This is a genomic window from Microbacter sp. GSS18 (assembly GCA_029319145.1).
GTDB lineage: Bacteria > Actinomycetota > Actinomycetes > Actinomycetales > Microbacteriaceae > Microbacterium.
This window is the reverse complement of sequence record CP119753.1, coordinates 2055483-2079658: the sequence shown is the minus strand read 5'-3', so window position 1 is coordinate 2079658 and position 24176 is coordinate 2055483. Positions and strand designations below refer to the sequence as shown.

Annotated in this window: 17 protein-coding genes; 11 read left to right on the top strand and 6 right to left on the bottom strand. The window is 71.3% G+C overall.

Going from position 1 to position 24176, the window contains the following annotated elements; translation table 11 throughout:
* Position 1: 1 nt before the first annotated feature.
* The 3 genes from P0L94_09685 to P0L94_09675 form a co-directional block, all read right to left on the bottom strand.
* Positions 2–1426, bottom strand: a complete 1425-nt coding sequence (locus P0L94_09685; protein WES62731.1) for an NAD(P)/FAD-dependent oxidoreductase — start codon at positions 1424–1426, stop codon at positions 2–4.
* A gap of 207 nt (positions 1427–1633) precedes the next feature.
* Positions 1634–2443, bottom strand: a complete 810-nt coding sequence (locus P0L94_09680; GenBank protein WES62730.1) for a DUF4386 domain-containing protein — start codon at positions 2441–2443, stop codon at positions 1634–1636.
* Positions 2440–3471 (bottom strand): NAD(P)-dependent alcohol dehydrogenase, encoded by a 1032-nt coding sequence (locus tag P0L94_09675; GenBank protein WES62729.1) that lies wholly within the window; start codon positions 3469–3471, stop codon positions 2440–2442. Before P0L94_09675 ends, P0L94_09680 begins: the two co-directional genes overlap by 4 nt.
* A 94-nt stretch (positions 3472–3565) precedes the next feature.
* On the opposite strand from P0L94_09675, the gene P0L94_09670 reads away from it, so the two are divergent.
* The 6 genes from P0L94_09670 to P0L94_09645 all read left to right on the top strand — a co-directional run bounded on the left by P0L94_09670 (position 3566) and on the right by P0L94_09645 (position 13269).
* Positions 3566–4237 (top strand): TetR/AcrR family transcriptional regulator, encoded by a 672-nt coding sequence (locus tag P0L94_09670; protein WES62728.1) that lies wholly within the window; start codon positions 3566–3568, stop codon positions 4235–4237.
* A gap of 215 nt (positions 4238–4452) precedes the next feature.
* Positions 4453–5925 carry an Ada metal-binding domain-containing protein gene (locus P0L94_09665; protein WES62727.1) on the top strand — a complete coding sequence of 491 codons (1473 nt, stop codon included), beginning with the start codon at positions 4453–4455 and terminating at the stop codon, positions 5923–5925.
* On the top strand, positions 5922–6413 hold the full coding sequence (locus P0L94_09660) for a methylated-DNA--[protein]-cysteine S-methyltransferase (protein WES62726.1): 492 nt from the start codon (positions 5922–5924) through the stop codon (positions 6411–6413). The genes P0L94_09665 and P0L94_09660 overlap by 4 nt, the downstream gene beginning before the upstream one ends.
* A 336-nt stretch (positions 6414–6749) precedes the next feature.
* Complete coding sequence (locus P0L94_09655; protein ID WES62725.1) at positions 6750–8594, top strand: ABC transporter ATP-binding protein; 1845 nt, start codon at positions 6750–6752, stop codon at positions 8592–8594.
* Entirely contained in the window at positions 8591–10408 is a 1818-nt protein-coding gene (locus P0L94_09650; GenBank protein ID WES62724.1) for an ABC transporter ATP-binding protein, read from the top strand. Before P0L94_09655 ends, P0L94_09650 begins: the two co-directional genes overlap by 4 nt.
* Positions 10409–10551: 143 nt before the next feature.
* Positions 10552–13269: a cation-translocating P-type ATPase gene (locus P0L94_09645; GenBank protein ID WES62723.1), complete on the top strand. Its 2718-nt coding sequence runs from the start codon at positions 10552–10554 to the stop codon at positions 13267–13269.
* 364 nt (positions 13270–13633) lie between these two features.
* On the opposite strand, the gene P0L94_09640 is transcribed toward P0L94_09645, so the two are convergent.
* Entirely contained in the window at positions 13634–14518 is an 885-nt protein-coding gene (locus tag P0L94_09640) for a DUF559 domain-containing protein (GenBank protein ID WES62722.1), read from the bottom strand.
* Positions 14519–14801: 283 nt separating this feature from the next.
* The gene (locus P0L94_09635; protein ID WES62721.1) at positions 14802–15254 is read right to left on the bottom strand and encodes a GNAT family N-acetyltransferase; all 453 of its coding nucleotides are present in this window, start codon (positions 15252–15254) and stop codon (positions 14802–14804) included.
* Between the two features lie 146 nt (positions 15255–15400).
* On the opposite strand from P0L94_09635, the gene P0L94_09630 reads away from it, so the two are divergent.
* A complete protein-coding gene (locus tag P0L94_09630; protein ID WES62720.1) occupies positions 15401–17623 on the top strand; it encodes an NADP-dependent isocitrate dehydrogenase in 2223 nt (740 codons plus the stop codon).
* Between the two features lie 92 nt (positions 17624–17715).
* Here P0L94_09630 and P0L94_09625 read toward each other — a convergent pair whose 3' ends face one another.
* Entirely contained in the window at positions 17716–19197 is a 1482-nt protein-coding gene (locus tag P0L94_09625) for a L,D-transpeptidase family protein (GenBank protein WES62719.1), read from the bottom strand.
* Between the two features lie 238 nt (positions 19198–19435).
* Here P0L94_09625 and P0L94_09620 point away from each other — a divergent pair, with 238 nt between their 5' ends.
* The 4 genes from P0L94_09620 (at position 19436) to P0L94_09605 (ending at position 24163) form a co-directional block, all read left to right on the top strand.
* Positions 19436–20638, top strand: coding sequence for an ROK family transcriptional regulator (locus P0L94_09620; GenBank protein ID WES62718.1), 1203 nt, complete (start codon positions 19436–19438; stop codon positions 20636–20638).
* Between the two features lie 74 nt (positions 20639–20712).
* Positions 20713–21990 (top strand): extracellular solute-binding protein, encoded by a 1278-nt coding sequence (locus P0L94_09615; GenBank protein ID WES62717.1) that lies wholly within the window; start codon positions 20713–20715, stop codon positions 21988–21990.
* Between the two features lie 227 nt (positions 21991–22217).
* Positions 22218–23195, top strand: a complete 978-nt coding sequence (locus P0L94_09610; GenBank protein ID WES62716.1) for a sugar ABC transporter permease — start codon at positions 22218–22220, stop codon at positions 23193–23195.
* The gene (locus P0L94_09605) at positions 23192–24163 is read left to right on the top strand and encodes a carbohydrate ABC transporter permease (protein WES62715.1); all 972 of its coding nucleotides are present in this window, start codon (positions 23192–23194) and stop codon (positions 24161–24163) included. The genes P0L94_09610 and P0L94_09605 overlap by 4 nt, the downstream gene beginning before the upstream one ends.
* The last annotated feature ends 13 nt before the right edge of the window (positions 24164–24176 follow it).

The following is a 24176-nucleotide window of genomic DNA, read 5'->3' as shown; positions in this document are numbered from 1 at the left end:
GTCAGTCAGACGTGCTGCGGTACTCCTCGAGCCAGCGCAGCCACACCTCGCTGAGCGTCGGGTAGGGCGGCACGGCGTGCCACAGACGGTCCAGCGGGACCTCGCCCACGATCGCGACGGTCGCGGCGTGGAGGAGCTCCGCCACGCCGGGGCCTGCGAACGTCGCCCCGATGAGCACGCCGCGGTCCTCGTCGACGATCGCCCGCGCGTGCCCGCGGTAGTCGTCGGCGAGGGTGGTCGCTCCGGCGATCCAGCCGAGGTTGTAGTCCAGCACCCGCACGTTCCGGCCCGCCGCGGTCGCCGCCTCCGCCGTGAAGCCCACCGTCGCCACCTCGGGGTCGGTGAAGACGATCTGGGGGACGACCTCGTGGTCGGCCGTCGCGGCGTACGGTCCCCAGGCCGTGTCGTCCACCGGGACGCCGGCGGCGCGTGCGGCGATCGCGGCACCCGCGGCACGTGCCTGGTATTTGCCCTGGTGGGTGAACAGCGCCCGGTGGTTGACGTCGCCGACGGCGTACAGCCAGTCGAAGCCGCGCACCCGCAGCGTGTCGTCGACGTCGAGCCACTCGCCGGGCGCGAGCCCGAGCGAGTCCAGGCCCAGGTCGCCGGTGCGGGCGACGCGGCCGGTCGCGACGAGCACCTGATCGGCGGTCACGGGTTCGCCCTCCGAGAGGGTCAGGACCGAGCCTGCCCGTGTGCGATGGGCCGACACCACTTCGGTCCCGGTGTGCACGGACACCCCCGCGTTCTCGAGGGAGGCCGTGACGAGCTTCGACGCGAACGGCTCGAGGCCGCGCAGCACGCCGGAGCGGCCGATGACGGTGACCTCGGTTCCGAAGCTCGCATAGGCGGTGGCCATCTCGGCGGCGACGACGCCGGCGCCGATGATCGCGAGACTCGCCGGGGCGCTGCGGGCGCTCGCCGCGTCGCGGCTCGTCCATGGTGCGACGTCGCCGAGCCCGCGGACGTCGGGGAGCAGCGCGGCCGACCCGGTGCAGATCGCGACGGCGTGCCGGGCGGTGACGTCCTGCTCGGAGCCGTCGTCGCCGCGCACCGCGACCTGTCGCGGGCCGGAGAACCGGGCATGACCGCGGATCAGGTCGATGCCGGTCTTCTCGAGCCATCGCACCTGCGAGGAGTCGTCCCAGTCGTGCGCGATGCGGTCGCGCCTCGCGAAGACCGCCGCGGGGTCGACGCCGCCGGTCACCGCTTCGCGAGCGCCGCCGACGCTCCGGGCGGCCCCCAGGGCGGCGGACGACCGCAGGAGCGCCTTGGAGGGCATGCACGCCCAGTACGAGCACTCGCCGCCGACCAGTTCGGCCTCGACGATCACGGTGGACATGCCCCCGCGCACGGCGGCGTCGGCGACGTTCTCGCCCACCGCGCCCGCGCCGATCACGATGACGTCGTACTCACGTGCGGTCATGCGCCCCAACCTATCGGCGCGGGCAGGCAGTGCCGAGGGGGTTGACGCGATGGCGCTCGAGCCGATGTGCAGAACTCCACGGATCGGGGCGCCGCGGGGCCCCCGCCGCGGCTCCGGCGCCGTTCGCCGCTGATTCCGTGGAGTTTCGCGCATGCGCACCAAGGCCCCGCCGGCCCGGGGGACCGGCGGGGCCGCGGGAGGTGCGGGTCAGACCCGCGCTGCGACCTGCTCGGCGCCGCGGCCGGCGGCGCGCAGCCGCCGCGCGGCGACGAACAGCCACACGGTGAGTCCGAGTTCGGACAGCATGGAGGGGATCGCGACGATGACGAGCATGACGCCGGCGATCGCGGCGTAGTCGGCGACCACGAGGTGGGCGATGGTGTCGGCGATGTAGGCGGCGCCGGCGATCATCAGGCCGATGGCGAGGATCCGCGGCGCCAGGCGTGCGTCCAGGAGGATCGCGCCGATCAGCAGCAGGTGCGCGCCGAAGGCGATCAGGCCCACGAGCCACGTGATGTCGAAGGCCTCGAGCAGCAGCGCGGCCAGCCCGGGGCCGTCGGACGCCTCGATCCCGCCGGTCGCGAGCTGTCCGGCCAGGTGCAGGAACGCCACCCCGGCGCCCAGGAGGACCGTGTAGGTGAGCCGCATCCAGGCCGCCAGCAGCGAGCGCATCTCGCCCGCGGGGCGCAGGATCACGTGCAGCGCCCACGCGATGACGACGTCGATGACGAAGATCGCGGCGAAGGCGAGCACGGCGAAGCGGAACGCGCCCGGATCGGCGGCGATCGCCTCGACGCTCGCCGCAGCCGAGCCCGCGGTCTTCACGGGCTGGACGACGGCGAAGTTCGCCACGATCGCGAGGGCGAACAGGAGCGCGTAGCCGATGCCCGCCCACAGGGCAGCGGTGGCGCGGGTGGTGTCGGACGTCGGGCGAGTCGTGAGAGTCATGGTCTTGTCCTTGCGGGTGGTCCGGGCGGTGTCGGGTGAGGGGCTGCGGGTGCGGGCGTGCGCGCTCATGACGCCGCCTCGATCTCGATCGCGGCCTTGCCGGCGATGCGTCCGGCGACGAGGTCGGCGATCGCCTGCGGCGCGTCGGCCAGGGCGTACGTGCGGGTGACCGCCGGGCGCACGCGCCCCGCGGCGACGTGCTCCGAGAGGCGGTCCATGGAACCGGAGTCCTCGGGCGAGATGAAGAAGGCGAGCTTCTGCTTCGTGAAGTTCGAGAGCAGCGATGCGCCGATCTGACGGCCCAGACCGCCGGTGAGCCAGCCGCCCCCCTCGCCGCCGACGATCACCAGCGTTCCGGTGGGAGACAGGACGCGGCGGAGGCGCCGCACCGGCGTGTTGCCGCCGGTGTCGATGATCGCGTCGAACACCTCGCGGGACGCCGTGACATCCTCGGCGCGGTAGTCGACGAAGCGCTCGGCGCCGAGCCCGCGCACGAAGTCGGCCTTCGCCGCGCTCGCCACGGCCGTCACGTGGGCGCCGCGGGCGGCGGCCAGCTGCACGACGTACGATCCGACACCGCCTGAGCCGCCCAGCACCAGCACGCGCTGGCCGGCCTGGACGTCGGCGACCTCTTCGACGGCGTAGAGCGCCGTGATGCCCGAGACCGCGAGGACGGCCGACTCGGCGGGGGAGAGCTCCGCGGGCGCAGGGGCGAGTCTGTCGGCATCAGCCACCGCGTACTCGGCATACGAGCCGTCGGCGACGCCGAAGACCTCGTCGCCGGGCGCGAAGCGGTCGACGCCCTCGCCGACGGCGACCACGGTGCCGGCGACGTCGCCGCCGCGCACCGGCTGCTTGGGGCGGCGGAACCCGAACCCGAGCACGCGAATCAGGGCGGGCTTGCCGGTCATCAGGTGCCACACGCCCCGGTCGACGCCGGCGGCGCGCACGCGCAGCAGCACCTGTCCGGCGTCCGGCTCGGGGACGGGCAGGGTCTGCACGGCGAGCACGTCGGCGTCGCCGTAGCGGTCCTGCGCGACCGCGCGCATCGTGCGGGTCGTCGTGAGGTCTTCGGTGGTGGTGGTCGTGGTGGTCATGGCATCCTCCCGTGGATAATGTCGTACTTAGTACGAAACTTGTCATGACGGTACTCGTACTTAGTACGATGAGTCAAGACCGAAAGGGGAATCCATGTCGGACGCTCCCGCCAAGCGCGTCAAGCCGACCCGCGAGCGCATCATGGCCGCCGCCGTCGATCTCGCCGACCGTGAGGGGATCGAGGCGCTGACGATCCGGGCCCTTGCGGGCGAGATGGGCGTCGGCCCGATGACGCTGTACCACTACGTCGACGGCAAGGAGACCGTGCTCGACGGCATGGTCGATGCCGTGTTCGCGAAGATCGCACCGCCCGACCCCGCTCTGCCGTGGCGTGACGCCGTCCGCTCGCGGTGCGTCTCGGCGAAGGGCGTGCTGGTGCGGCATCCGTGGTCCGTGCCGCTGCTGGAGTCGCGGCGCACGCCCGGGCCCGAGACGCTCGGCCACCACGAGGCCATGCTCGCGTGCTTCTTCGGCGGCGGGCTGTCGATGCAGCTCGCCGCTCACGCGTATGCCGTGCTCGACGCGTACGTCTACGGCTTCTCGATCCAGGAGGCCAGCCTGCCGTTCCAGGGCGGAGAGGGGTCGGCTGAGATCGCCGCCGAGATCTCGTCGGCGTTCCTGCCCGATCAGTACCCGAACCTGGTGCGGTTCACCGCCGAGCACGCCATGCAGCCCGGGTACGACTTCGGCGTCTCGTTCGAGTACGGCCTCGACCTGCTGCTGGACGGACTGGAGGCGGCGCACCGGGCTGAGTCCGTCGAGTAGTCGCGGGCGGGCCGGCGAAACTCCACGGATCCAGGGTGCTGCGCGCGCCATGCGGGCGATCCAGCTGCGAATCGGTGCAGATCCGTGGAGTTCTGCACGCGACGCGCGCCGGTCCACGCGCGAGCGGCGGGCCTGCGCGCCGGCGGCAGGGCTGTGCCCACGGCCGTGTCCGATTTCCGCCAGCCGGCGTCGCCGGCGCGTGTCAGAGTGGAGGCATGAGCCTGGCGATGACCTTCGATGAGCGGTATCGCGCGATCCACGCACGCGACGCCCGCTTCGACGGCCAGTTCGTCACGGCCGTGCGCTCGACGGGGATCTACTGCCGGCCCAGCTGCCCCGCGCGCACGCCGAAGGAGAGCAACGTCACGTTCTACCCCACCTCGGCGGCGGCGCACGAGGCCGGGTACCGGGCGTGCAAGCGGTGCCTGCCCGAAGCGGCCCCCGGCTCGCCCGCCTGGAACCTGCGCGGCGACACGACCGCCCGCGCCATGCGCCTCATCGCCGACGGCGTGGTCGAACGCGACGGGGTGCCCGGCCTCGCCCGGCGTCTCGGCTACTCGCCGCGGCACCTGACCCGGCTCCTCACCGCAGAACTGGGGGCGGGGCCGCTCGCCCTCAGTCGTGCGCACCGGGCCCACACCGCCCGCATGCTGCTGGTGGGCACCGACCTCGCGGCATCCGACGTCGCGTTCTCGGCGGGCTTCCGCAGCGTCCGGCAGTTCAACGACACCGTGCGCGAGGTGTTCGGGCTCACGCCGCTCGAGCTCCGCGCCCGTCGCCGGGGCGGCGACGTCCGCACCGCCGGGACGATCGACCTCCTGCTGCCGCACCGCGCCCCGTTCGACGCGCCGGGCCTGTTCGCGTGGATGGCCGCGCGCGCCGTGCCCGGCGTCGAGGAGTCCGGCCCGGTGTCCTTCTCGCGCACGCTGCGGCTGCCGGGCGGGCCGGCGTGGTTCGAGGTGCGCGCCGAGGCGGGGCGGATGCGGCTGCGGGCGCATCTGACGCACCTCGGCGACCTCGCGCCGCTCGTCGCACGCGCGCGGCGCCTGTTCGACCTCGACGCCGATCCCGTCGCGATCGACGACGCGCTGGCACGGCATCCCGCGATCGCGGGGCGCGTGGCGGCGCTGCCGGGCATCCGCGTCCCCGGCGCCGCCGACCCGCACGAGATGCTCATCCGCGCGATGGTCGGGCAGCAGATCACCGTCGCCGCGGCGCGCACCGCCCTCACCGGACTCGCGGACGCCCTGGGGGAGCGGATGCCGCACGGCGACGGCGAAGCGGTGCTCTTCCCGACGATGACGGCGATCGCCGAGCGCGGCGCGGAGGCGCTGCGCGGCCCGGCAGCCCGCATCAGCGCCATCACCGGGGCGGCGGCCGCCCTCGCCGCCGGAGACCTCGTCCTCACCGCCGGCGACGACGGCGCCGACCAGCGCGCAGCGCTGCTGGCCATGCCCGGCATCGGCCCCTGGACCGCGGACTACGTGCGGATGCGCGTGCTCGGCGACCCCGACGTGACGCTGCCCGGCGACGTCGCCGTGCGTTGCGGTGCGGCCGCCCTCGGCGTCCCGTCGGACCCGCGCGGATTCGCCGCGTGGGCCGAGCGCCTCGCGCCGTGGCGCAGCTATCTCACCGCGCACCTGTGGCGCGCGGCACCCCAGGCCCGGACCCGGAAGGACCCGTCATGACCGCCATCGCCCAGACCCTCGAGACCCCCGACGGCTCCTTCACGCTCGTCGCGGACGGTGACGGCGCGGTGCTCGCGTCCGGCTGGACCGGCGACGTCGTCGCCGTGCTCGAGCGGATCCGCCCCGCCCTGCGCCCCGCGGAGGTCGTCGAGGGGACGACGGATGCCGCCGACGCGGTCGCCGCCTACTACGCCGGCGACCTCGACGCCGTCGCGCGCGTCGCGGTGCGCCAGGACGGCACGGCGATGCAGCGGGCCGGGTGGGAGGCCCTGCGCGGCATCGCTCCCGGGCGCCCGCTGACGTACGCCGAGTTCGCCACGGCGCTCGGCTCGCCCTCGGCCGTGAGGGCGGCGGCCTCGATCTGCGCCCGCAACGCCCCCGCCCTCTTCGTGCCCTGCCATCGTGTGCTGCGCACCGGAGGAGGTCTCGGCGGCTTCGCATGGGGCGTCGAGGTCAAGCGGAGCCTGCTCGCGCGCGAAGCGGCCTGACTCCGGGTCTCGGAGAGCGCTTGCACCCAGCTGCCTCTCAGGCTTATGCTGGAGGGCTGTCGCGATCGCGACGTTCCGCTCGCCCTTGGGAGGTTGTCATGTACACCGTCGCCGCTGCCGCGAAGACCACGTTCCTCCCCGCCGCCGTCGCAGGGCTCGAGCGCCTTCGCATCCGGGGTTAGTCGCTCCCGTCCCGGCTCGACCGGGCATTCGTCTTTCCGGCATACCGCCGTCCTCCGGAGCGTTCCTCCCCACAAGGACTTCGCGTTCCGGCGCGCTTCGCGCATCTCTCCTGGCCCGAACCGGGCCATCCGCTCCACCCTCCCCACAAGGATCATGACCACCACCGCTGAACCGCCACGGTCCCAGTTGTCCACCTTCCGCGCGCTGGCGCGGCTGATTCCGTTCGCCCGCCCCGTCCTGCCGCGCCTCGGCCTCGGGGCCGCGAGCGCGCTCGCAGCGAGCCTGCTCGCGCTGTCGATCCCGCTCGTGCTCGAGGTCGTCGTCGGCGGCCCGATCGCCTCCGGCGACATCGCCCAGATCGCGTGGGGTTCGGCCGCCATCCTCGGACTCGGCCTTGCCGAAGCCCTCATGGTGTGGCTGCGCCGCTGGTTCATCCTGGGGCCCGCGACGCGCGTCGAGTACGAGATCCGCCAGGGGTTCTACTCGCGTCTGCAGCGCCTGCCGGTCGCCTTCCACGATCGCTGGCAGTCCGGCCAGCTGCTCAGCCGCATGATGCAGGACATCAGCATGCTGCGACGCTGGATGGCGTTCGGTCTCGTGCTGCTGGTCGTCAACGTCCTCACGATCGCCGTGGGCACGCTGCTGCTGTTCCGCTGGCACTGGCTGCTGGGGACGGTGTTCCTCATCACGTCGGCGCCGCTGTGGTACGCCGGATACCGCTTCGAGAAGTCGTACGGCACCCTTGCGCGCCGCAGCCAGGATCAGGCGGGCGACCTCGCGACCGCCGTGGAGGAGAGCGTGCACGGCATCCGCGTGCTGAAGGCCTTCGGCCGCGGGAAGCACGCGCTGCTGAAGTTCGCGCGGCAGGCCGAGACGCTGCGCGAGACGGAGCTCGGCAAGGCACGCGCGGTCGGCTGGATCTGGTTCTGGCTCGTGCTGCTGCCCGACATCGCCTTCGCGCTGTGCCTCGGCGCGGGCATCTACCTCGTCCAGCTCGGTCAGCTGCAGACCAGCGAGCTCGTGGCGTTCTTCGCCATGGCGACCGTGCTGCGCTGGCCGATGGAGTCGATCGGTTTCCTCTTCTCGTTCATGCTCGACGCCCGCACGGCGACCGACCGCCTCTTCGAGGTGTTCGACGAGGAGAACACGATCACGGATGCCGACGATGTGCGCACCGTCGACGACGTGCGCGGCGAGCTGGCGTTCGAGGGGGCGCACTTCCGCTACCAGGACGCCGCGGCCTCCGAGCGCGACCTCCTCGACGGCATCGACCTCGTGCTGCGTCCCGGTGAGACCATGGCCCTGGTCGGGCTCACCGGCTCGGGCAAGACGACGCTGACGACCCTGCCGACGCGTCTGTACGACGTCACCGGCGGGCGCGTGACGCTCGACGGCGTCGACGTGCGCGACCTCACCCTCGAGGAGCTGCGCCGACACGTCGGCATGGCTTTCGAGGACGCGACGCTGTTCTCGCAGAGCATCCGCGACAACGTGCTGCTCGGGCGCGAGGACCTCGTGCCCGGATCGGCCGAGGCCGAGAGGGTGCTGCGCGAGGCGCTCGCCGTCGCGCAGGCAGGGTTCGTCGACGAGCTCCCGCAGGGGGTCGACACGATCATCGGCGAGGAGGGTCTGTCGCTCTCGGGCGGCCAGCGCCAGCGCCTCGCCCTGGCCCGCGCCGTCGCGGCCCGCCCCGCGGTGCTCGTGCTCGATGACCCGCTGTCGGCCCTCGACGTCGACACCGAGGCGCTCGTCGAGGACGCGCTGCGGCAGGTGCTGTCGGACACGACGGCCCTCGTGGTCGCGCACCGCCCCTCCACCGTCATGCTCGCCGACCGCGTCGCGCTCCTGGAGCGCGGCCGCATCACCGCCGTGGGCACGCACTCCGAGCTGCTGCACACCAGCGAGCACTACCGCCACGTGATCTCGAGCCTCGAGGACGCCGAGGCCGAGCAGCGCGAGCGAGAAGCCGACCGACGAGAGAAGGAGGTGGCCCTGTGAGCACCGCATCCGTGACCGGAACCAGCGGCGAGGACCGCTCCGACTACACACGCGAGGAGAGCCGCGCGATCCGCCGGCGCTCGCTGCGCCTGCTCGGCTCGCTCGTGTCGCCGCTGCGCTGGCAGCTCGTGCTCGCGGCCGCCGTGCTGGTCGTGTCGACGGCGTTCCGCGTCGCCGGCCCCGCCCTGATCGCGTACGGCATCGACAATGCGCTCCCGGCGGTGATCGACCGTCTCGACTGGATGCCGGCGATCGGCGTCGTGGTGGTGTACCTCGTCACCGCGATCGGCGGTGCCGGCCTCATCGGCTGGTACGTCGTGGTGTCGGCGCGCCTGACGCAGGCGGTCATGCTGGACCTGCGCAAGCGCATCTTCCTGCACACCCAGCGCCTGAGTCTGGAGTTCCACGAGTCGTACACGTCGGGCCGCATCATCTCGCGCCAGACCAGCGACCTCGACTCCATCCGGGAGCTCCTCGACGGCGGACTGAACGAGCTGGTCACCGGCATCCTGTACGGCGTGTTCACGCTCGTCGCGCTGCTGCTGATCGACTGGCAGTCGGGGCTGATCCTGGTCGGGATGGGCGTGCCGCTGTTCCTCCTGATGCGCTGGTTCTACCTGCGCTCGCAGGTGGTGTACCGCGAATCGCGCGTCATCAGCGCCCAGGTGATCGTGAAGTTCGTCGAGACGATGACCGGCATCCGCGCCGTCAAGGCGTTCCGCAAGGAGCCGCGCAACGACGAGGAGTTCGGCAAGCTCGCGAGCGACTACCGCGACGTCAACATGCGCTCCATCCGTCTGTTCGGCACCTTCGAGCCCGCACTCATGGCGGTCGCTTCCACCTCGATCGCGCTCGTGCTGCTGTGGGGCGGCATCCGCGTGGTCGGCGGCGGCATCGAGGTCGGCATCCTGCTGGCGGCGGTGCTCTACATCCGCAACTTCTTCTCGCCGCTGCAGGAGGTCGCGTTCTTCCTGAACTCCTACCAGTCCGCCACGGCGGCGCTCGAGAAGGTGTCGGGCGTGCTCGAGGAGGAGCCGACGGTCCCCGATCCCGTGGACCCGGTGGACCTGTGGACCGCAAAGGGCGGCATCCGCTTCGAGGACGTGCTCTTCGGGTACCAGGACGACCGCGTCATCCTGCCGGACTTCTCGCTGGACATCCCCGCGGGGCAGACGATCGCGCTGGTGGGCACCACCGGCGCAGGCAAGTCCACGCTCGCCAAGCTCGTGTCGCGCTTCTACGACCCGACGCGCGGGCGCGTGACGCTGGACGGCGTCGACCTGCGCTCGATGCACCCGAAGGACCTGCGGCGCGCGATCGTCATGGTCACGCAGGAGGCGTACCTGTTCAGCGGGACCGTCGCCGACAACATCGCGCTCGGCAAGCCCGACGCGACGCTGGAGGAGATCCAGGCCGCGGCCCGCGCCGTCGGCGCGCACGAGTTCATCGAGGCCCTGCCGGACGGGTACGGCACCGACGTCAACAAGCGCGGCGGACGTGTGTCGGCCGGGCAGCGTCAGCTGATCTCGTTCGCGCGTGCGTTCCTGGCGAACCCGGCGGTGCTGATCCTCGACGAGGCGACGGCGTCGCTGGACATCCCGAGCGAGCGGCTCATCCAGGACGCGCTGCAGACCCTGCTGGCCGACCGCACGGCGATCATCATCGCGCACCGCCTGTCGACGGTGGCGATCGCCGACCGCGTGCTGGTGATGGAGCACGGCCGCATCATCGAGGACGATGCGCCCGCGAACCTCATCGGCGGCGACGGACGGTTCGCCCGGCTGCACGCCGCCTGGCAGGAGTCGCTGGTCTAGCGCGACCACCCCGGATGCCGGGACCGCCCGTCCGCGGCGGGCCCGGCATCCGCCGTGTGTGCACGCTGCGGCGCCCTGTCGGGCGCTACGCGGCGTGGCTAGGATCGGCGGCATCCGAGACAGCCGCGAGGGGAAGCCGCACGATGCCGCAGACCGACGTGACGACGCCCGATCAGTACCCGACGACGGACGTGTCGTGGTGGTCGGAGACACCCGAAGAGGCGTGCGCACGCATGCGCGTCGACGGTGCGGACGGCCTCGGGGCGGCCGAGGCCGCCCGCCGGCGGTCGGTGCACGGGGCGAACTCCATTCCGTCGCCGCCGGCGCCGTCGACGTGGTCGGTGCTGCTGCGCCAGCTCGCCGACCCCATGAACATCATGCTGATCGCGGTGGTCGTGGTGAGCGTCGTCATCGGCCAGTTCGCCGTCGCCCTGCTCGTGGCGGCGCTGGTCGGAGCGAGCGTCGTGCTCGGCACGCGGCAGGAGCTCGGGGCCCGCGCGAGCGTCGACGCCCTCGCGAACCTCCAGATCCCTCAGGCCCGCGTGATCCGCGACGGGTCCGTCGCCCTCGTGCCCGCACCCGACATCGTCCCCGGCGACATCGTGCAGCTCGAGGCTGGTGACATGGTCCCCGCCGACGGGCGCATCGTGCGCGCGGCGAGCCTCGAGACCCAGGAGGCGGCGCTCACGGGTGAGAGCGCGCCGGTGCCGAAGTCGGCGGCGACGATCGACGATCCCGATCCCGAGCTGGGCGACCGCGCCAACATCCTCTTCCAGAACACGACCGTCACGCGCGGCACCGCGACGATGGTCGTCACCGACACCGGCATGACGACGCAGATGGGTCGGATCGCCGCAATGCTGCAGGCGGTCGAGCCGTCGCCGTCGCCGCTGCAGCGCGAGCTGAACGGGCTGACGAAGGTGCTCGGGTTCGTGGCGTGGGGCGCCGTCGCGGTGATGATCGTGATCGGGCTGGTGCGCGGCGAGACGCTCGCGACGCTGCTGCTCATCGGGATCTCGATGGCCGTGTCGGCCATCCCGGCGGCGCTGCCGACCTTCGTGCAGGGCATGCTCGCGTACGGCGCGCGCCTGCTCGCGGACCGTCGCGCGGTGGTGAAGAACCTCACGGACGTCGAGACCCTCGGGGCGACCAGCGCGATCAACTCCGACAAGACCGGCACCCTCACGCTCAACGCCATGACGGCGACGCGGCTCTACGCGTTCGAGCACTGGTACACGGTGGAGGGCGAGGGCTACGACAAGCGCGGCACGCTGCGCCACGTCGCCGGCGCCGAGGTCCCCGACTTCACCCCGCTGGCCTACGTGCTGTGCCTGAACAGCGACGCGACGGTGTCGGACGCCGGCGCCGTGGTGGGCGACCCCACCGAGGCCGCGCTGGTCGTGCTGGCCGCCAAGCTCGGCGTCGACGCCGAGGAGAGCAGGCGGGAGTATCCGCGCGAGGCCGAGGTGCCGTTCGACTCCGCGCACAAGTTCATGGTCACGTGCCATCACGCACCGCTGGACGAGCATCCGACCTTCCTGGCCACCATGAAAGGCGCGCCCGACATCGTCATCGATCGCTGCACGTCCGCGTACGGCGATCGCGGGCCCGTGCCGATCGCCGCGCTCCGCGAGAGCATCGACGCGGCGAACGCCGAGATGAGCGGTCGCGGGCTGCGCGTGCTCGCGGTCGCCATCCGCGAGATCCCGGGTCTGGAGACCGAGGCCGCCGCCGATCCGATGTCGATCGCCGAGGACTTCACGTTCGTGGCGCTGATCGGCATCATCGATCCGCTGCGCCCCGAGGCGATCGAAGCCGTGCGCGTGGCGAGCGAGGCCGGCATCGAGGTCCGGATGATCACGGGCGACCACGCCGACACCGCCGCGGCGATCGGCCGGGATCTGGGTCTGAAGCCGGGCGCGATCAGCGGGGCCGAGCTGCGCGCGCTCGACGACGCCGAGCTCAGCGCGCGGCTTCCGGCGCTGCACGTGTTCGGGCGCGTCACGCCCGAGGACAAGCTGCGGGTGACGCGGCTGCTGCAGGAGCGGGGTGACGTGGTGGCGATGACGGGGGACGCCGTCAACGACGCCGCCGCGCTGAAGCAGGCCGACATCGGCGTCGCGATGGGCTCGGGCAGCGAGGTGACCAAGCAGGCCGGGCGCATGATCCTCACCGACGACGACTTCGGCACGCTGGTGGCCGCGGTCGACATCGGCCGCGCGGTCTACGACAAGATCGCCACGTTCCTGCGGTACCAGATGTCGACGATGCTGGCCCTGGTGCTGCTGTTTCTCGTCTCGAGCATCGTCGGGGTCAATGGCGGGGTGCCGCTGACACCCCTCATGGTGCTGTATGTGAGCATGTTCGTGCTCGCGTTCCCCACCGCGGCCCTCACTTTCGATCCGCCGCCCGAGGGGCTGATGTCGCAGCCGCCCCGCGACAAGTCGACGGGCCTGGCGCATCCCGGCGCCGTCATCCAGTGGGCCGTCTACGGCGTCGCGCTGTTCGCCGCGCCCTTCGCGGCGCTGCTGCTCGCTCCGGGCCAGGCCAGCTCGACCGAGCCGAGCGTGCCGATGACCATGACGTTCGCCGTGCTGAGCCTCGGCTCGATCGGCGCGGGCCTCGCGATGCGCCGTGACCCCGATTCGGGACTGTCGCGCCCGGTCGTGCCCGCTCTGAAGTGGCTGTGGGTGCCGGTCGTGGTGACGGTGCTGTCGGTCGAGGTGGACTTCCTCCAGGCGTTCCTCATGACGACGGCGCTGACGGGCCCGCAGTGGTGGGCCGTCCTGGGGCTCGCGCTCGTGCCCGGACTCGTCGTCGAACTCGACAAGCTCATCCGGCGGCGCGCGTCCGTCCGCTGAGTCCGGCGCGTCGGTCCGCTGGGCTCGGCGCCCGGTGCGTCTGCCCGCTGAGCCCGGTGCGTCCGCGCCCGCTGAGGCGCTCGTGCAGCGCGAGGCGGCGGGGCCCGGCCGGTGCCAGGCGGTGCAGCGCTGAACGTCGACCCCCGCAGCGCTGAACGTCGCCGCACCGTTCCGATCTTCGGACATCCGACGCGATCTCGGATGTGTGTGCCACTCGTGTCCGAAGAGGGTGCTTCGGTCCGAACGTCGGACTAACGCTGTTCCGAAACTCGGACCTGTTCGCTCCGAATGTCGGATCCGACCCCACCGACCTGGGAATCCGATTGCGTGCGGGCATCGGGCCTGGTCGCGATCGCACGTCTGATCAGCCGATCAGGTGCGCACCGGCGGCTACCGCGCGGGCAATTGTGCGCTCGACCTCGTCCCAGTGGTGCACCACATGGGCGTAGGTGAAGCGCAGCACCGTGTAGCCGCGCAGGGTGAGTTCGGCGTCGAACGCGACGTCCTTCGTGCGCTGCGCGGATGACGCGTGGAATTCGAATCCGTCGAGCTGCACCACAAGGCGCTCTCCGACGAGGAGGTCCACCGGGCGACCTGCGATCTCCACCTGCCGGCGCACCGGCAGCCCCAGCGATGTGAGCCGCAGGAACGCGATCGTCTCCAGACCCGAATCCGCAAGGTCAGTGGCTCGATGCGCGCAGGTGCGAGCCGGCGACGTGCGCCAGCGCACCCGCCGCAGAGCGCCGAGATCGAGCCTCTCGCGCTTGACCGCAGAGTCCCACACCGTCTGCGCGCCCTCGGCATCCAGGCAGGTCGCGATGTGAGCGAGGGTGTCCTCGATCGACTCCATCAGCCCGAAGCCCGGCGGCGGCGCGAGCCGATGGGTCCAGTGCGCCGTGACGCCGGCGGTCGCCGGAGACGCGCCGTGCGGCGCGATACGCACATGAATGTCGGCGGGAGCGTCATCGGGAACCCACCAGCCGCGGCGACGGGCGGCGGACACGCACGTGAGGCTGCCGCCGTTGAGCGCCGCCGTGCACAGGTCCTCGGGCGCATCGGCGGTGGCGATCCAGTCGCGCCGCAGCTTGCGGAGGGAGCCGCCGCGGACCGCCGCGCGCATCGTGGAAACCGTATGGCCGGCGCGGACCGCCGCGTTCCTGTGGGCGATCCCACCCGAGGCGGTGACCCACGCGACGAGGTCCTGCACTGCAGGCGGGTGAGTGAAGGTCGAGGCGAAGTGCGCTGTCATGCCCGGGAGCCTCCGACATGGAGGGCCCGGCGCGACGGGTGGCGCTGCGACCGGTGGAGAACGCCGCCCGGTGTCGCGCCTGGGAAGGAGACCGCGGAGCGCCGTGCGACTGCGGATCCGAGGTTCGGATCGCGCTGGGAACCGCGGATCCGCCTTTCGGGGGTTGCCGCGCGATTCGGAGAACCTGCGAGTCCGGCTCCGAAGTGCGGGGGTTACTCCGAAATCCGGATGCCGGCGGGCGCGGATGCGCGGGCCGCTGAGCCCGGCGGGCGACCAGGCGGGGCTACAGGCGGATCTCGGCGACGACCTCGCCGTACTCGGTCTCGCCGACGGGCGTGAAGCCGACGCGCTGGAAGAACGCCTCGGGGCCGCCCTCGCCGGCCTCGTAGATCACGCTGACGTGGTCCATGCCGCGCCCGCGGGCCTCGTCGATCAGCTTCTCGACGGCGAAGCGGCCGACGCCGCGGCCCTGCTCGCCGGCGTCGACGTTGATGCGCCACAGCACGGACTGGAAGTGCTCCTGCGGGAAGTCGGGGTCGAAGTTGGCGCTGACGAAGCCCACGACCTCCTCATCGTCGAGCACCACGCGCTGCCACGACGTCTGCGGGTTCACGACGGTCGCTGCGATGCCGTAGCTCACGGGGGAGAGGAACTCTTCCTGCCCGGGCTTGAGGGACATGTTGTTCACCGCCACGATGGTCCCGGCGGAGAGTTCCTCGAGTCGCAGTTCGCCCATACCGGACAGGCTAACGCGTCCGGCGGGTCCCAACACGCGCGCGCGGACATGTTTCACCTGCGCGCCATGCGGGAGATATCTCGACGTCAAGATAGTTGAGGTCCGTGCGATAGGCTGATCGCCGTCCCCGAACGAAAGACGCAGTGGTGACCGATTCGACCATCATCTACACCTACACCGATGAGGCTCCCGCGCTCGCGACGGCCTCATTCCTCCCCATCGTCCAGGCTGTGACGGGTCAGGCGGGCGTCGACATCGAGACGCGCGACATCTCGCTCGCCGGCCGCATCCTCGCGGCCTTCCCGCAGCGGCTGACGGACGACCAGCAGGTGCCCGACGCGCTCGCGCAGCTCGGGGGCCTGGCGACCCTGCCCGAGGCCAACATCATCAAGCTGCCCAACATCTCGGCGTCGATCCCGCAGCTCAAGGCCGCGATCGCCGAGCTGCAGGCGCAGGGCTACGACATCCCCGCGTACCCGGACGAGCCGGCGACCGTCGAGGAGAAGGACGTCCGCGCCCGGTACGACCGCATCAAGGGCTCCGCCGTGAACCCGGTGCTGCGCGAGGGCAACAGCGACCGCCGCGCCCCGCTGTCGGTGAAGAACTACGCGCGCAAGCACCCCCACCGCAACAAGGCCTTCGCCGACGGTTCGAAGACGCGCGTGGCCACCATGGGGCACGACGACTTCAAGAGCAACGAGAAGTCGTGGATCGCCGCTCACGACGACGTGCTGACGATCCAGCACGTCGCCGAGGACGGCACCGTCACGGTCCTCAAGGACAACCTCAAGGTGCTGCCGCGAGAGATCATCGACGCGACGTTCCTGTCGGCCGAGGCGCTCGACGCCTTCCTCGCCGAGACGCTCGAGACGGCCGCGGCCGACGACGTGCTGTACTCGGTGCACCTCAAGGCGACGATGATGAAGGTCAGCGACCCCATCATCTTCGGACACGTCGTCAAGACCTACTTCGCCGACGTCTTCGCGCAGTACGGTGACAAGCTCGCCGCCGCGGGTCTGACGCCGAACAACGGCCTCGGCTCGATTCTGTCGGGCCTGTCGTCGGTCGAGGGCGGCGACGAGATCGCCGCGGCCATCACGGCGAAGCTCGCCGACGGACCGCGTCTGGCGTACGTCAACTCCGACAAGGGCATCACCAACCTGCACGTCCCCTCGGACGTCATCGTGGATGCGTCGATGCCGGCGCTCATCCGCAACGGCGGCAAGATGTGGGGCGTCGACGGCGGCGAGGACGAGACCCTCGCCGTGATCCCCGACTCGTCGTACGCCGGCGTCTACCAGGCCGTCGTCGACGACGTGATCGCCAACGGCCCGCTCGACCCCGCGACGATCGGCACCGTGCCGAACGTCGGCCTCATGGCCCAGGCGGCCGAGGAGTACGGCAGCCACGACAAGACGTTCGAGATCGCCGCGCCCGGCCGCGTCCAGATCGTCGACGGCGAAGGCGACGTGCTCATCGAGCACACCGTCGGCGCCGGGGACATCTGGCGTGCGACGCAGACCAAGCACATCCCCGTCATCGACTGGGTGAAGCTCGCCGTCACCCGCGCCAAGGCGTCCGGGGCGCCGGCGGTGTTCTGGCTCGACGTGAACCGCGCGCACGACGCTCAGCTGATCGCCAAGGTCCACCAGGCCCTCGCGCTGCTGGACACCACCGGGGTCCAGATCACGATCCTCGCCCCGGCCGAGGCCACGCGCTACACGCTGGCGCGCATGCGCCACGGGCTGGACACGATCTCGGTGACCGGCAACGTGCTGCGCGACTACCTGACCGACCTGTTCCCGATCCTCGAGGTCGGCACGAGCGCCAAGATGCTCTCGATCGTGCCGCTGCTGGCCGGCGGCGGCCTGTTCGAGACCGGCGCCGGCGGCTCGGCGCCCAAGCACGTGCAGCAGCTCGTCGCCGAGGACTACCTGCGCTGGGACTCGCTGGGCGAGTTCTTCGCGCTCGCCGCCTCGCTCGAGCACTACGCGACCTTCACCGGCAACGCCAAGGCCCAGGTCCTGGCCGACACGCTCGACGCCGCGACGGGCACGTTCCTCGAGAACGACAAGTCGCCCGGTCGCGCCCTCGGCACGATCGACAACCGGGGCAGCCACTTCTACCTCGGGCTCTACTGGGCGCAGGAGCTGGCGAAGCAGACGGCGGATGCCGAGCTCGCGGCTGCGTTCGCCCCCGTCGCCGAGGCGCTCACGGCCAACGAGGAGAAGATCGTCGCCGAGCTGAACGCGGTGCAGGGCTCGTCGGTCGACATCGGCGGCTACTACCGTCCGGACGGCAAGCTCGTCGACGCGGTCATGCGCCCGTCGGCCACGCTGAACGGGATCATCGACGCCATCGGCGTCTGACGCTCTGAAGCGAGGGAGGGAGCGGATGCCTCACGCGAGGCGTCCGCTCCCTCCCTCGTTGTCGTCGGCCGGTCGCGACCCCCCGCGTCGGATCAGTAGTGGACGGAGACCTCGGTGCCGACCGGCGCCCAGTCGTAGACGAACTTGGCGATCGGGGTGGGCATGTTGACGCAGCCGTGGCTCATCTGGTTGCCGAAGTTGTTGTGCCAGTAGGTGCCGTGGAAGGCGATGTCCGGGGCGAACCACGTCAGCCACGGCACGTCTTCGGTGCAGTAGCTGTCGGTGCGGCTCGGGTCGTAGCAGAGGGCGCCGAGGTCCTGGATGGCGGTGTGGGCGAAGACGCGGAAGTTGCCGGTCGGGGTCGGCGTGGCCGGCAGGCCCGACGAGATCTTGTACGAGCGGTACACCTCGCCGTTCTGGAACAGCGTCGTCGTCTGCGTCGAGAGGTTGACGTCGATGCGGCGTTCGATCGCCGTGGTGGCGAACTCGTCGACCTTCACCGGCAGAGCGAACGCGGGCTCGCCCGCGGCCAGCTGCGCGGCGTAGTCCGCGGCGATGCCGTCGGTGCTGCCGAGCTCGCGGCCGTCGACGCCGGCGGTGACCGTCTGCAGCACGTCGCCGCCCGAGTCGGTGATCACCGTCGCGTCGACGGGGTCCCGGTTGATCTTCTCGGGCAGGCTGTCGACGACCTCCTGGATGGCGGCCTCGTCGGCGGTGATCTCGAACGCGCCGTCCGCCGTCTGCGAGACGGTCAGCCACGATGCGGCGGTGGCGGGGGAGACCTCGACGGCGCGCGAGTCGCCGACGTAGAACCCGGCCTTCTCGAGGATGCCGTTGAGGGTCGCCGCCGTGCCCTCGGCCGCGTCGCTCGTCACGGTCGGCGCGAGGGTGGCGGCGGTCGGCTCGAGCTCGACGCGCGGACTCCCGTCGGCGAGCGCGCCCTCGAGCGCCGCCTGCACGGCGGTCGTGTCGATGCCGGTGCCGTCCTCGGCGGCCGTCCACACGTACCTCACCGCGTCGGCGTCGTAGACGAGCGTCGCGTCGACGGGGTCGGTGTAGAGGTCCGGCACCGCCGCGCGCAGCGCCGCATCGGCGGTCGCCGGGTCGAGCGTGACGGCGGCGTCGGCAGGCTCGGAGTACCACTGCGTGGTGTTCCACATCGGGTGATCGGCGAAAGCCTCTTCGGCGAGTGCGCGCGAATCGACGCTCGCGCCGAGGTCCGCGCCGGTCAGCTCGACATCGCCGCCGTCGCCCGTGAGCACGACGACCGTCCCGGCGAGTCGCTGATCGATGGCGTCGGCGGCCGCTCCGGCGGTCATGCCGCCGATCGAGACGCCGGCCACGGTCGTGCCCGGCGCGATCAGGACCAGCGAGGATCCCACGAGCGCGAGCGCCGCCACTCCCGCCGCGATCGAGACCCACAGCGCGGTGCGTCGACGACGGGGGGCCGGCTCAGCGGGCGCCCAGGCGTACGTGGGAGCATCGGGACCGCCCCCTGCGGGGGTCTCCGCCGTGTGCTGCGCGTCGTCGGCCGCCCCGTCACCTGCTCCCGGCTTGGTCGCCAGATCCGTCACGCCACCACCCCCCGATGCGATACGCGTTGCGTCCATGGTAATGGACGCCCGTGTGCAGGAGGAGATGGGCCGCCTGCGATGGACCGGGATCGGACCGGGCGGCGACCGCACGGGCCGGGCGGCGCCCTGTGCTGACAGCGAGCCTGCGGCCGGAGGCAATGTAACGGTTTTGTAAACGAGCCGTGCAAATTCCCGTCAGGGGTTGCGCGGACTTTGTTCGTAAGGTCTACTAACAAACATGTCTGCATCGGAAGTGCAGCGCGGCTCTTCCACCGAAGTCGAGTCGCCGCACCCTCACCGCCCCAGCGCACCGCGTTCGTTCGGTCGCGTGAAGGCCGTGCGCCACGGCGCCAAGGTCCTTCCCGAGCACGCCCGGGCTCACAACCGCTCGCTCGTGCTGCAGACGCTGTTCCACGAGGGCGCCATGAGCCGCGCGGACCTGTCGCGCGAGACCGGCCTGACCCGCGTGACGATCTCCGACCTCGTCGCCGAGCTCATCGCCGACGGCTTCATCGCCGAGAAGGGCGTGCGCGAGGCATCCGGTCCCGGCAAGCCCGCCATCCTGGTCGACCTCGACCGCGCGGGGCACCGCATCGTCGGTCTGGATCTGTCGGGCAGCGACCGCTTCATCGGCGCTGTGCTCACCCTCGACGGCGACATCGTCGTGCGTCGCGAGGTCGCCGTGCCGGCCTCCGAGGACGTCGTGGCCACCGCCGTCGCCCTCGCCCGCGACCTCGTCGCCGAGTCGCACGCGCCGGTCCTCGGGATCGGCGTCGGCACCCCCGGCGTCGTCGACGACCGCGGCGTCATCCTCACCGCCCCCAACTTCGGCTGGGCCGGGTTCGATCTCGAGAGCGCGCTCGAAGGCGCTCTCGGCCTGCCCGTCCTGGTCGCCAACGACGCCAACGCCGCGGTCCTGGCCGAGTACACCTTCGGCGGCGCCGGCGACGACGTCATCCTGGTCAAGGTCGGCCGCGGTGTCGGCTCGGGCCTGCTCGCCGCCGGTCAGCCGCTTCGCGGCAGCCGCTTCGCGGCCGGCGAGATCGGGCACGTCACCGTCGGCACCGACGGCGGCCCCGTGTGCGTGTGCGGCAAGGTCGGATGCCTCGAGGCCTGGCTCTCGGTGCCCGCGCTCGAAGCCCGCCTCGCCGCCGTCGCCGACGATGCCGGGCGCGAGAGCATCCTGCGCGACGCGGGGGAGCGCCTCGGCATCGCCCTGGCCCCCGTCGTCGGCGCACTGGACCTGTCGGAGGTCGTCCTGTCGGGTCCCGAGGAGCTGCTCGACGGCCCGCTCGCCGAGCAGGCGGTCACGACTCTCCGGGCGCGCACCCTCGCGCAGTTCCACGACGGCGTGCGCGTTCGGATGACGGGGCAGGGGCAGGACATCGTCCTGCGCGGTGCCGCCGTCATGGTCCTGTCAGGACAACTCGGGGTGTCGTAGACGCCCCCTCATTCCCCCCCCGGATGGGTCACCCGGCCCTTCCTCACCAAGAGAAAACACGAAGGAACAACACGATGAACAAGAAGCTCGGCGCCTTCGCGCTCGTGGGTGCTTCGGCCGTCGTCCTCGCGGGCTGCGCTGCCTCTCCCGAGGCCGCACCCGAGCCCGAGACCGGCGACCTGACGGTGTGGCTGGTCGGTGCTGACACGCCTCAGACCGCTCGCGACTACCTGGTCGACACCTTCGAGGCCGAGAACGACGGCTGGACCCTCACGATCGAGGAGAAGACCTGGGCGGACGTCTCCGACACCTACACCGCGGCGCTGTCGTCGAACGACTCGCCCGACGTGGTCGAGGTCGGCAACACCCAGGCGCTCGGCTTCGCCGACGCGGGGCTGTTCCTCGACATCTCGGACATCCAGGAGGACCTCGGCGGCGATGAGCTGCTCGGCGGGCTCGTCGACGCCGGCACCTACGAGGGCTCGCTGTACGCCGCCCCGTACTACGCCGGCGGCCGCGTCGTCTTCTACAGCCCGATGCTCGTGGACGAGGTCCCCGAGACCCTCGACGAGTACGTCGCCCTCGGCAAGGAGCTGACCACCGACAGCGTCTCGGGCATCTACGCCCCGGGCAAGGACTGGTACAACGCCCTTCCCTACATCTGGGCGCACGGCGGCGAGATCGCCGTCCAGGACGGCGACAGCTGGGACGCGCAGTTCTCCAGCGCCGAGAGCCTCGCGGGTCTCGAGCAGCTGCAGGACGTCTACCTCAACGCCACGGTGGCCCCCGCCGACGGCAACGAGCTCATGGGCAACATCGCGTTCTGCGCCGGTGAGGCGGGCTTCCTCTCGAGCCCGGCCTGGGCCGCGGGCAACCTGACCGGTGCATGGCCGTGGGCCGACGAGGCCGCCGGCCAGAACTCCGAGGGCTGCCCCGACACCTACGCCAAGGACCTCGGCGCCATGGCGCTGCCGGGTGTCGACGCCGGCACGACCGCCCCGATCTTCGCGGGCGGCTCGAACATCGCCGTCGCGACCAAGAGCGACGCGCCGAACAAGGCCAAGGCCGCGCTGCAGATCATGCTCAGCGAGGACTACCAGGCGCTCCTGGCGGAGCAGGGCCTGACCCCCGGCATCGTCTCGGCCGCCTCGTACCTGCCCGACACTCCCGTCGCGCAGGCGCAGGCCGCGGCTCTGGCGAACTCGAAGGGCACTCCGGCCAGCCCGAACTGGGCCGAGGTCGAGGCCGCCCAGATCATCCCCGACGCTCTCGTGAAGATCGCCCAGGGCGGCGACGTCGCCGAGATCGCCGCGGAGCTCGACGAGCAGATCGAGGCCATCCTCAACTCCTGACCCGAACAGGACCCGAGCAGGGGGTCCCGTCCCGACGGGACCCCCTGCCCCAGGGCCGCCGCGGCCGCATCCGCGGACCGCTTTCTCGGACAGGCTCAGCCGCAGCGCTGCTGCGCCTGTCCCGGAGATCGGTCCCCCCAAACACCCCAACCCTTCCCCGTCGTGCGGGGCACCTGTCGTGCCCTGCCGCACCCCGGTACTTTCGCAACATCCAGAGAGGAGGCGACATGAGCGAGACCGCAGCCCTCATCACCCCGTCCGATGACAGCCGTTCGCGCCATCGGGCGCCCCTGAACCCGCGCGACAAGTCGCGCCGGCGCCGTGAGGCTCGCGGCGCCTGGACCCTGCTGGGCCCGTCGCTGATCATCCTCGGCGTCATGGTCGGCTATCCGGCCGTCCTCATGGTCATTCAGTCGTTCACCGACTACACCGTCAAGAACAAGGTCCAGGGCACGCTCCCGGCCTTCATCGGACTCGAGAACTACGTCGACCTGTTCACGCAGTCCGACTTCCCGGCCGTCCTCATGCGCAGCCTCGGGCTCATGGTCGTGCTCACCGTGCTGAACCTGACGTTCGGCATCCTCATCGCCGTCCTCATGACGCGGCTGAGCAAGCCGTGGCGCATCCTCGTCTCGGTCGGCCTGCTGCTGGCCTGGGCGATGCCGCCCCTGACCGCCACCGTCGTGTGGGGCTGGATCTTCGACACCCAGTACGGCGTCGTGAACTGGCTCATGAACACCCTCACCGGCACGAGCGACTGGACGAACCACTCGTGGCTGCTGAACCCCTGGTCGTTCTTCCTCGTGCTGACGATCATCATCGTGTGGCAGTCGGTGCCGTTCGTGGCCTTCACCACGTACGCGGGTCTGGGCCAGGTCCCCGGCGAGGTCCTCGAGGCAGCCTCCCTGGACGGCGCGACCGGCTGGCAGCGGTTCCGCCTCATCGTCTTCCCGTACCTGCGCAGCATCCTCACCGTCGTGCTGGTGCTCCAGATCATCTGGAACCTGCGCATCTTCACGCAGGTCTACGCGCTGCAGAGCCGCGGCGGCCTCGCGTCCGAGACGAACGTGCTCGGGACGTACCTGTTCCGTCAGGGCGTCGGCGAGTTCGGCGCGACCGCCGCGATCGGCGTGGTCATGGTCATCCTGCTGCTCGCCCTGTCGTGGGGATACGTGCGCACCACCCTGAAGGAGGAGGAGCTGTGAGCACCCAGGTCAGCGTCCCCACTCAGCTGTCGACCGTCGGCGTCGACGACGTCCTCGGCGAGGTCGGCCAGGCCAAGACGCCGAAGTACCGCTCGATCCGCGCGCGCCGCCCCTCGGCCAAGCGCACCGTGTACCGCACGCTGCTCAACATCGCCGCCGCGATCGTCTTCGGGATGAGCGTGTTCCCCGTCTACTGGATGGTGAACATGTCGCTGACCCCGAACAGCGAGATCGTCAGCCGCGAGCCGAGCTTCTTCCCGTTCCAGCTGACGCTCGACAACTACGTCACGGCGTGGACGCGCGAAGCCGCGCCCGGGCAGACGGACTTCCCGCACGCTCTCATGACGTCGATCACGGTGACGGCGGGCGTGCTCGTCGTGACCCTGCTGTTCGCGTTCCTCGCCTCGATCGCCGTCGCCCGCTTCCACTTCAAGGGACGCCGCGGCTTCATCATCTCGGTGCTGATCGTGCAGATGATCCCGGGCGAGGCGATGATGTTCACGATCTACGGCATGATCGACGACTGGCGCCTGATGAACACGCTGCTGGGCCTCGGCATCGTCTATGTCGCCTCGGTCATCCCCTTCACGATCTGGACCCTGCGCGGGTTCGTCGCCGGGGTCCCCGCCGACCTCGAGGAGGCGGCGATGATCGACGGCTGCACCAAGTCGCAGGCGTTCTGGAAGGTCACCTTCCCGCTGCTCGCGCCCGGTCTCATCTCGACCGGCATCTTCGCCTTCATCCAGTCGTGGAACGAGTTCACGATGGCCCTGCTGCTGATGAAGGGGTACAACCTGCCCCTCATGCCGTGGCTCAACGCCTTCCAGTCCTCCAGCGTCGGCGGCTCCGTCGACTGGGGGGCCGTGATGGCCGGCTCCACGCTCATCGCGATCCCCGTGGTGATCTTCTTCCTCATCGTCCAGGGACGCATGACCGGCGGCCTCGTCGCCGGGGCGGTCAAGGGCTGATGCGCGCGATCGT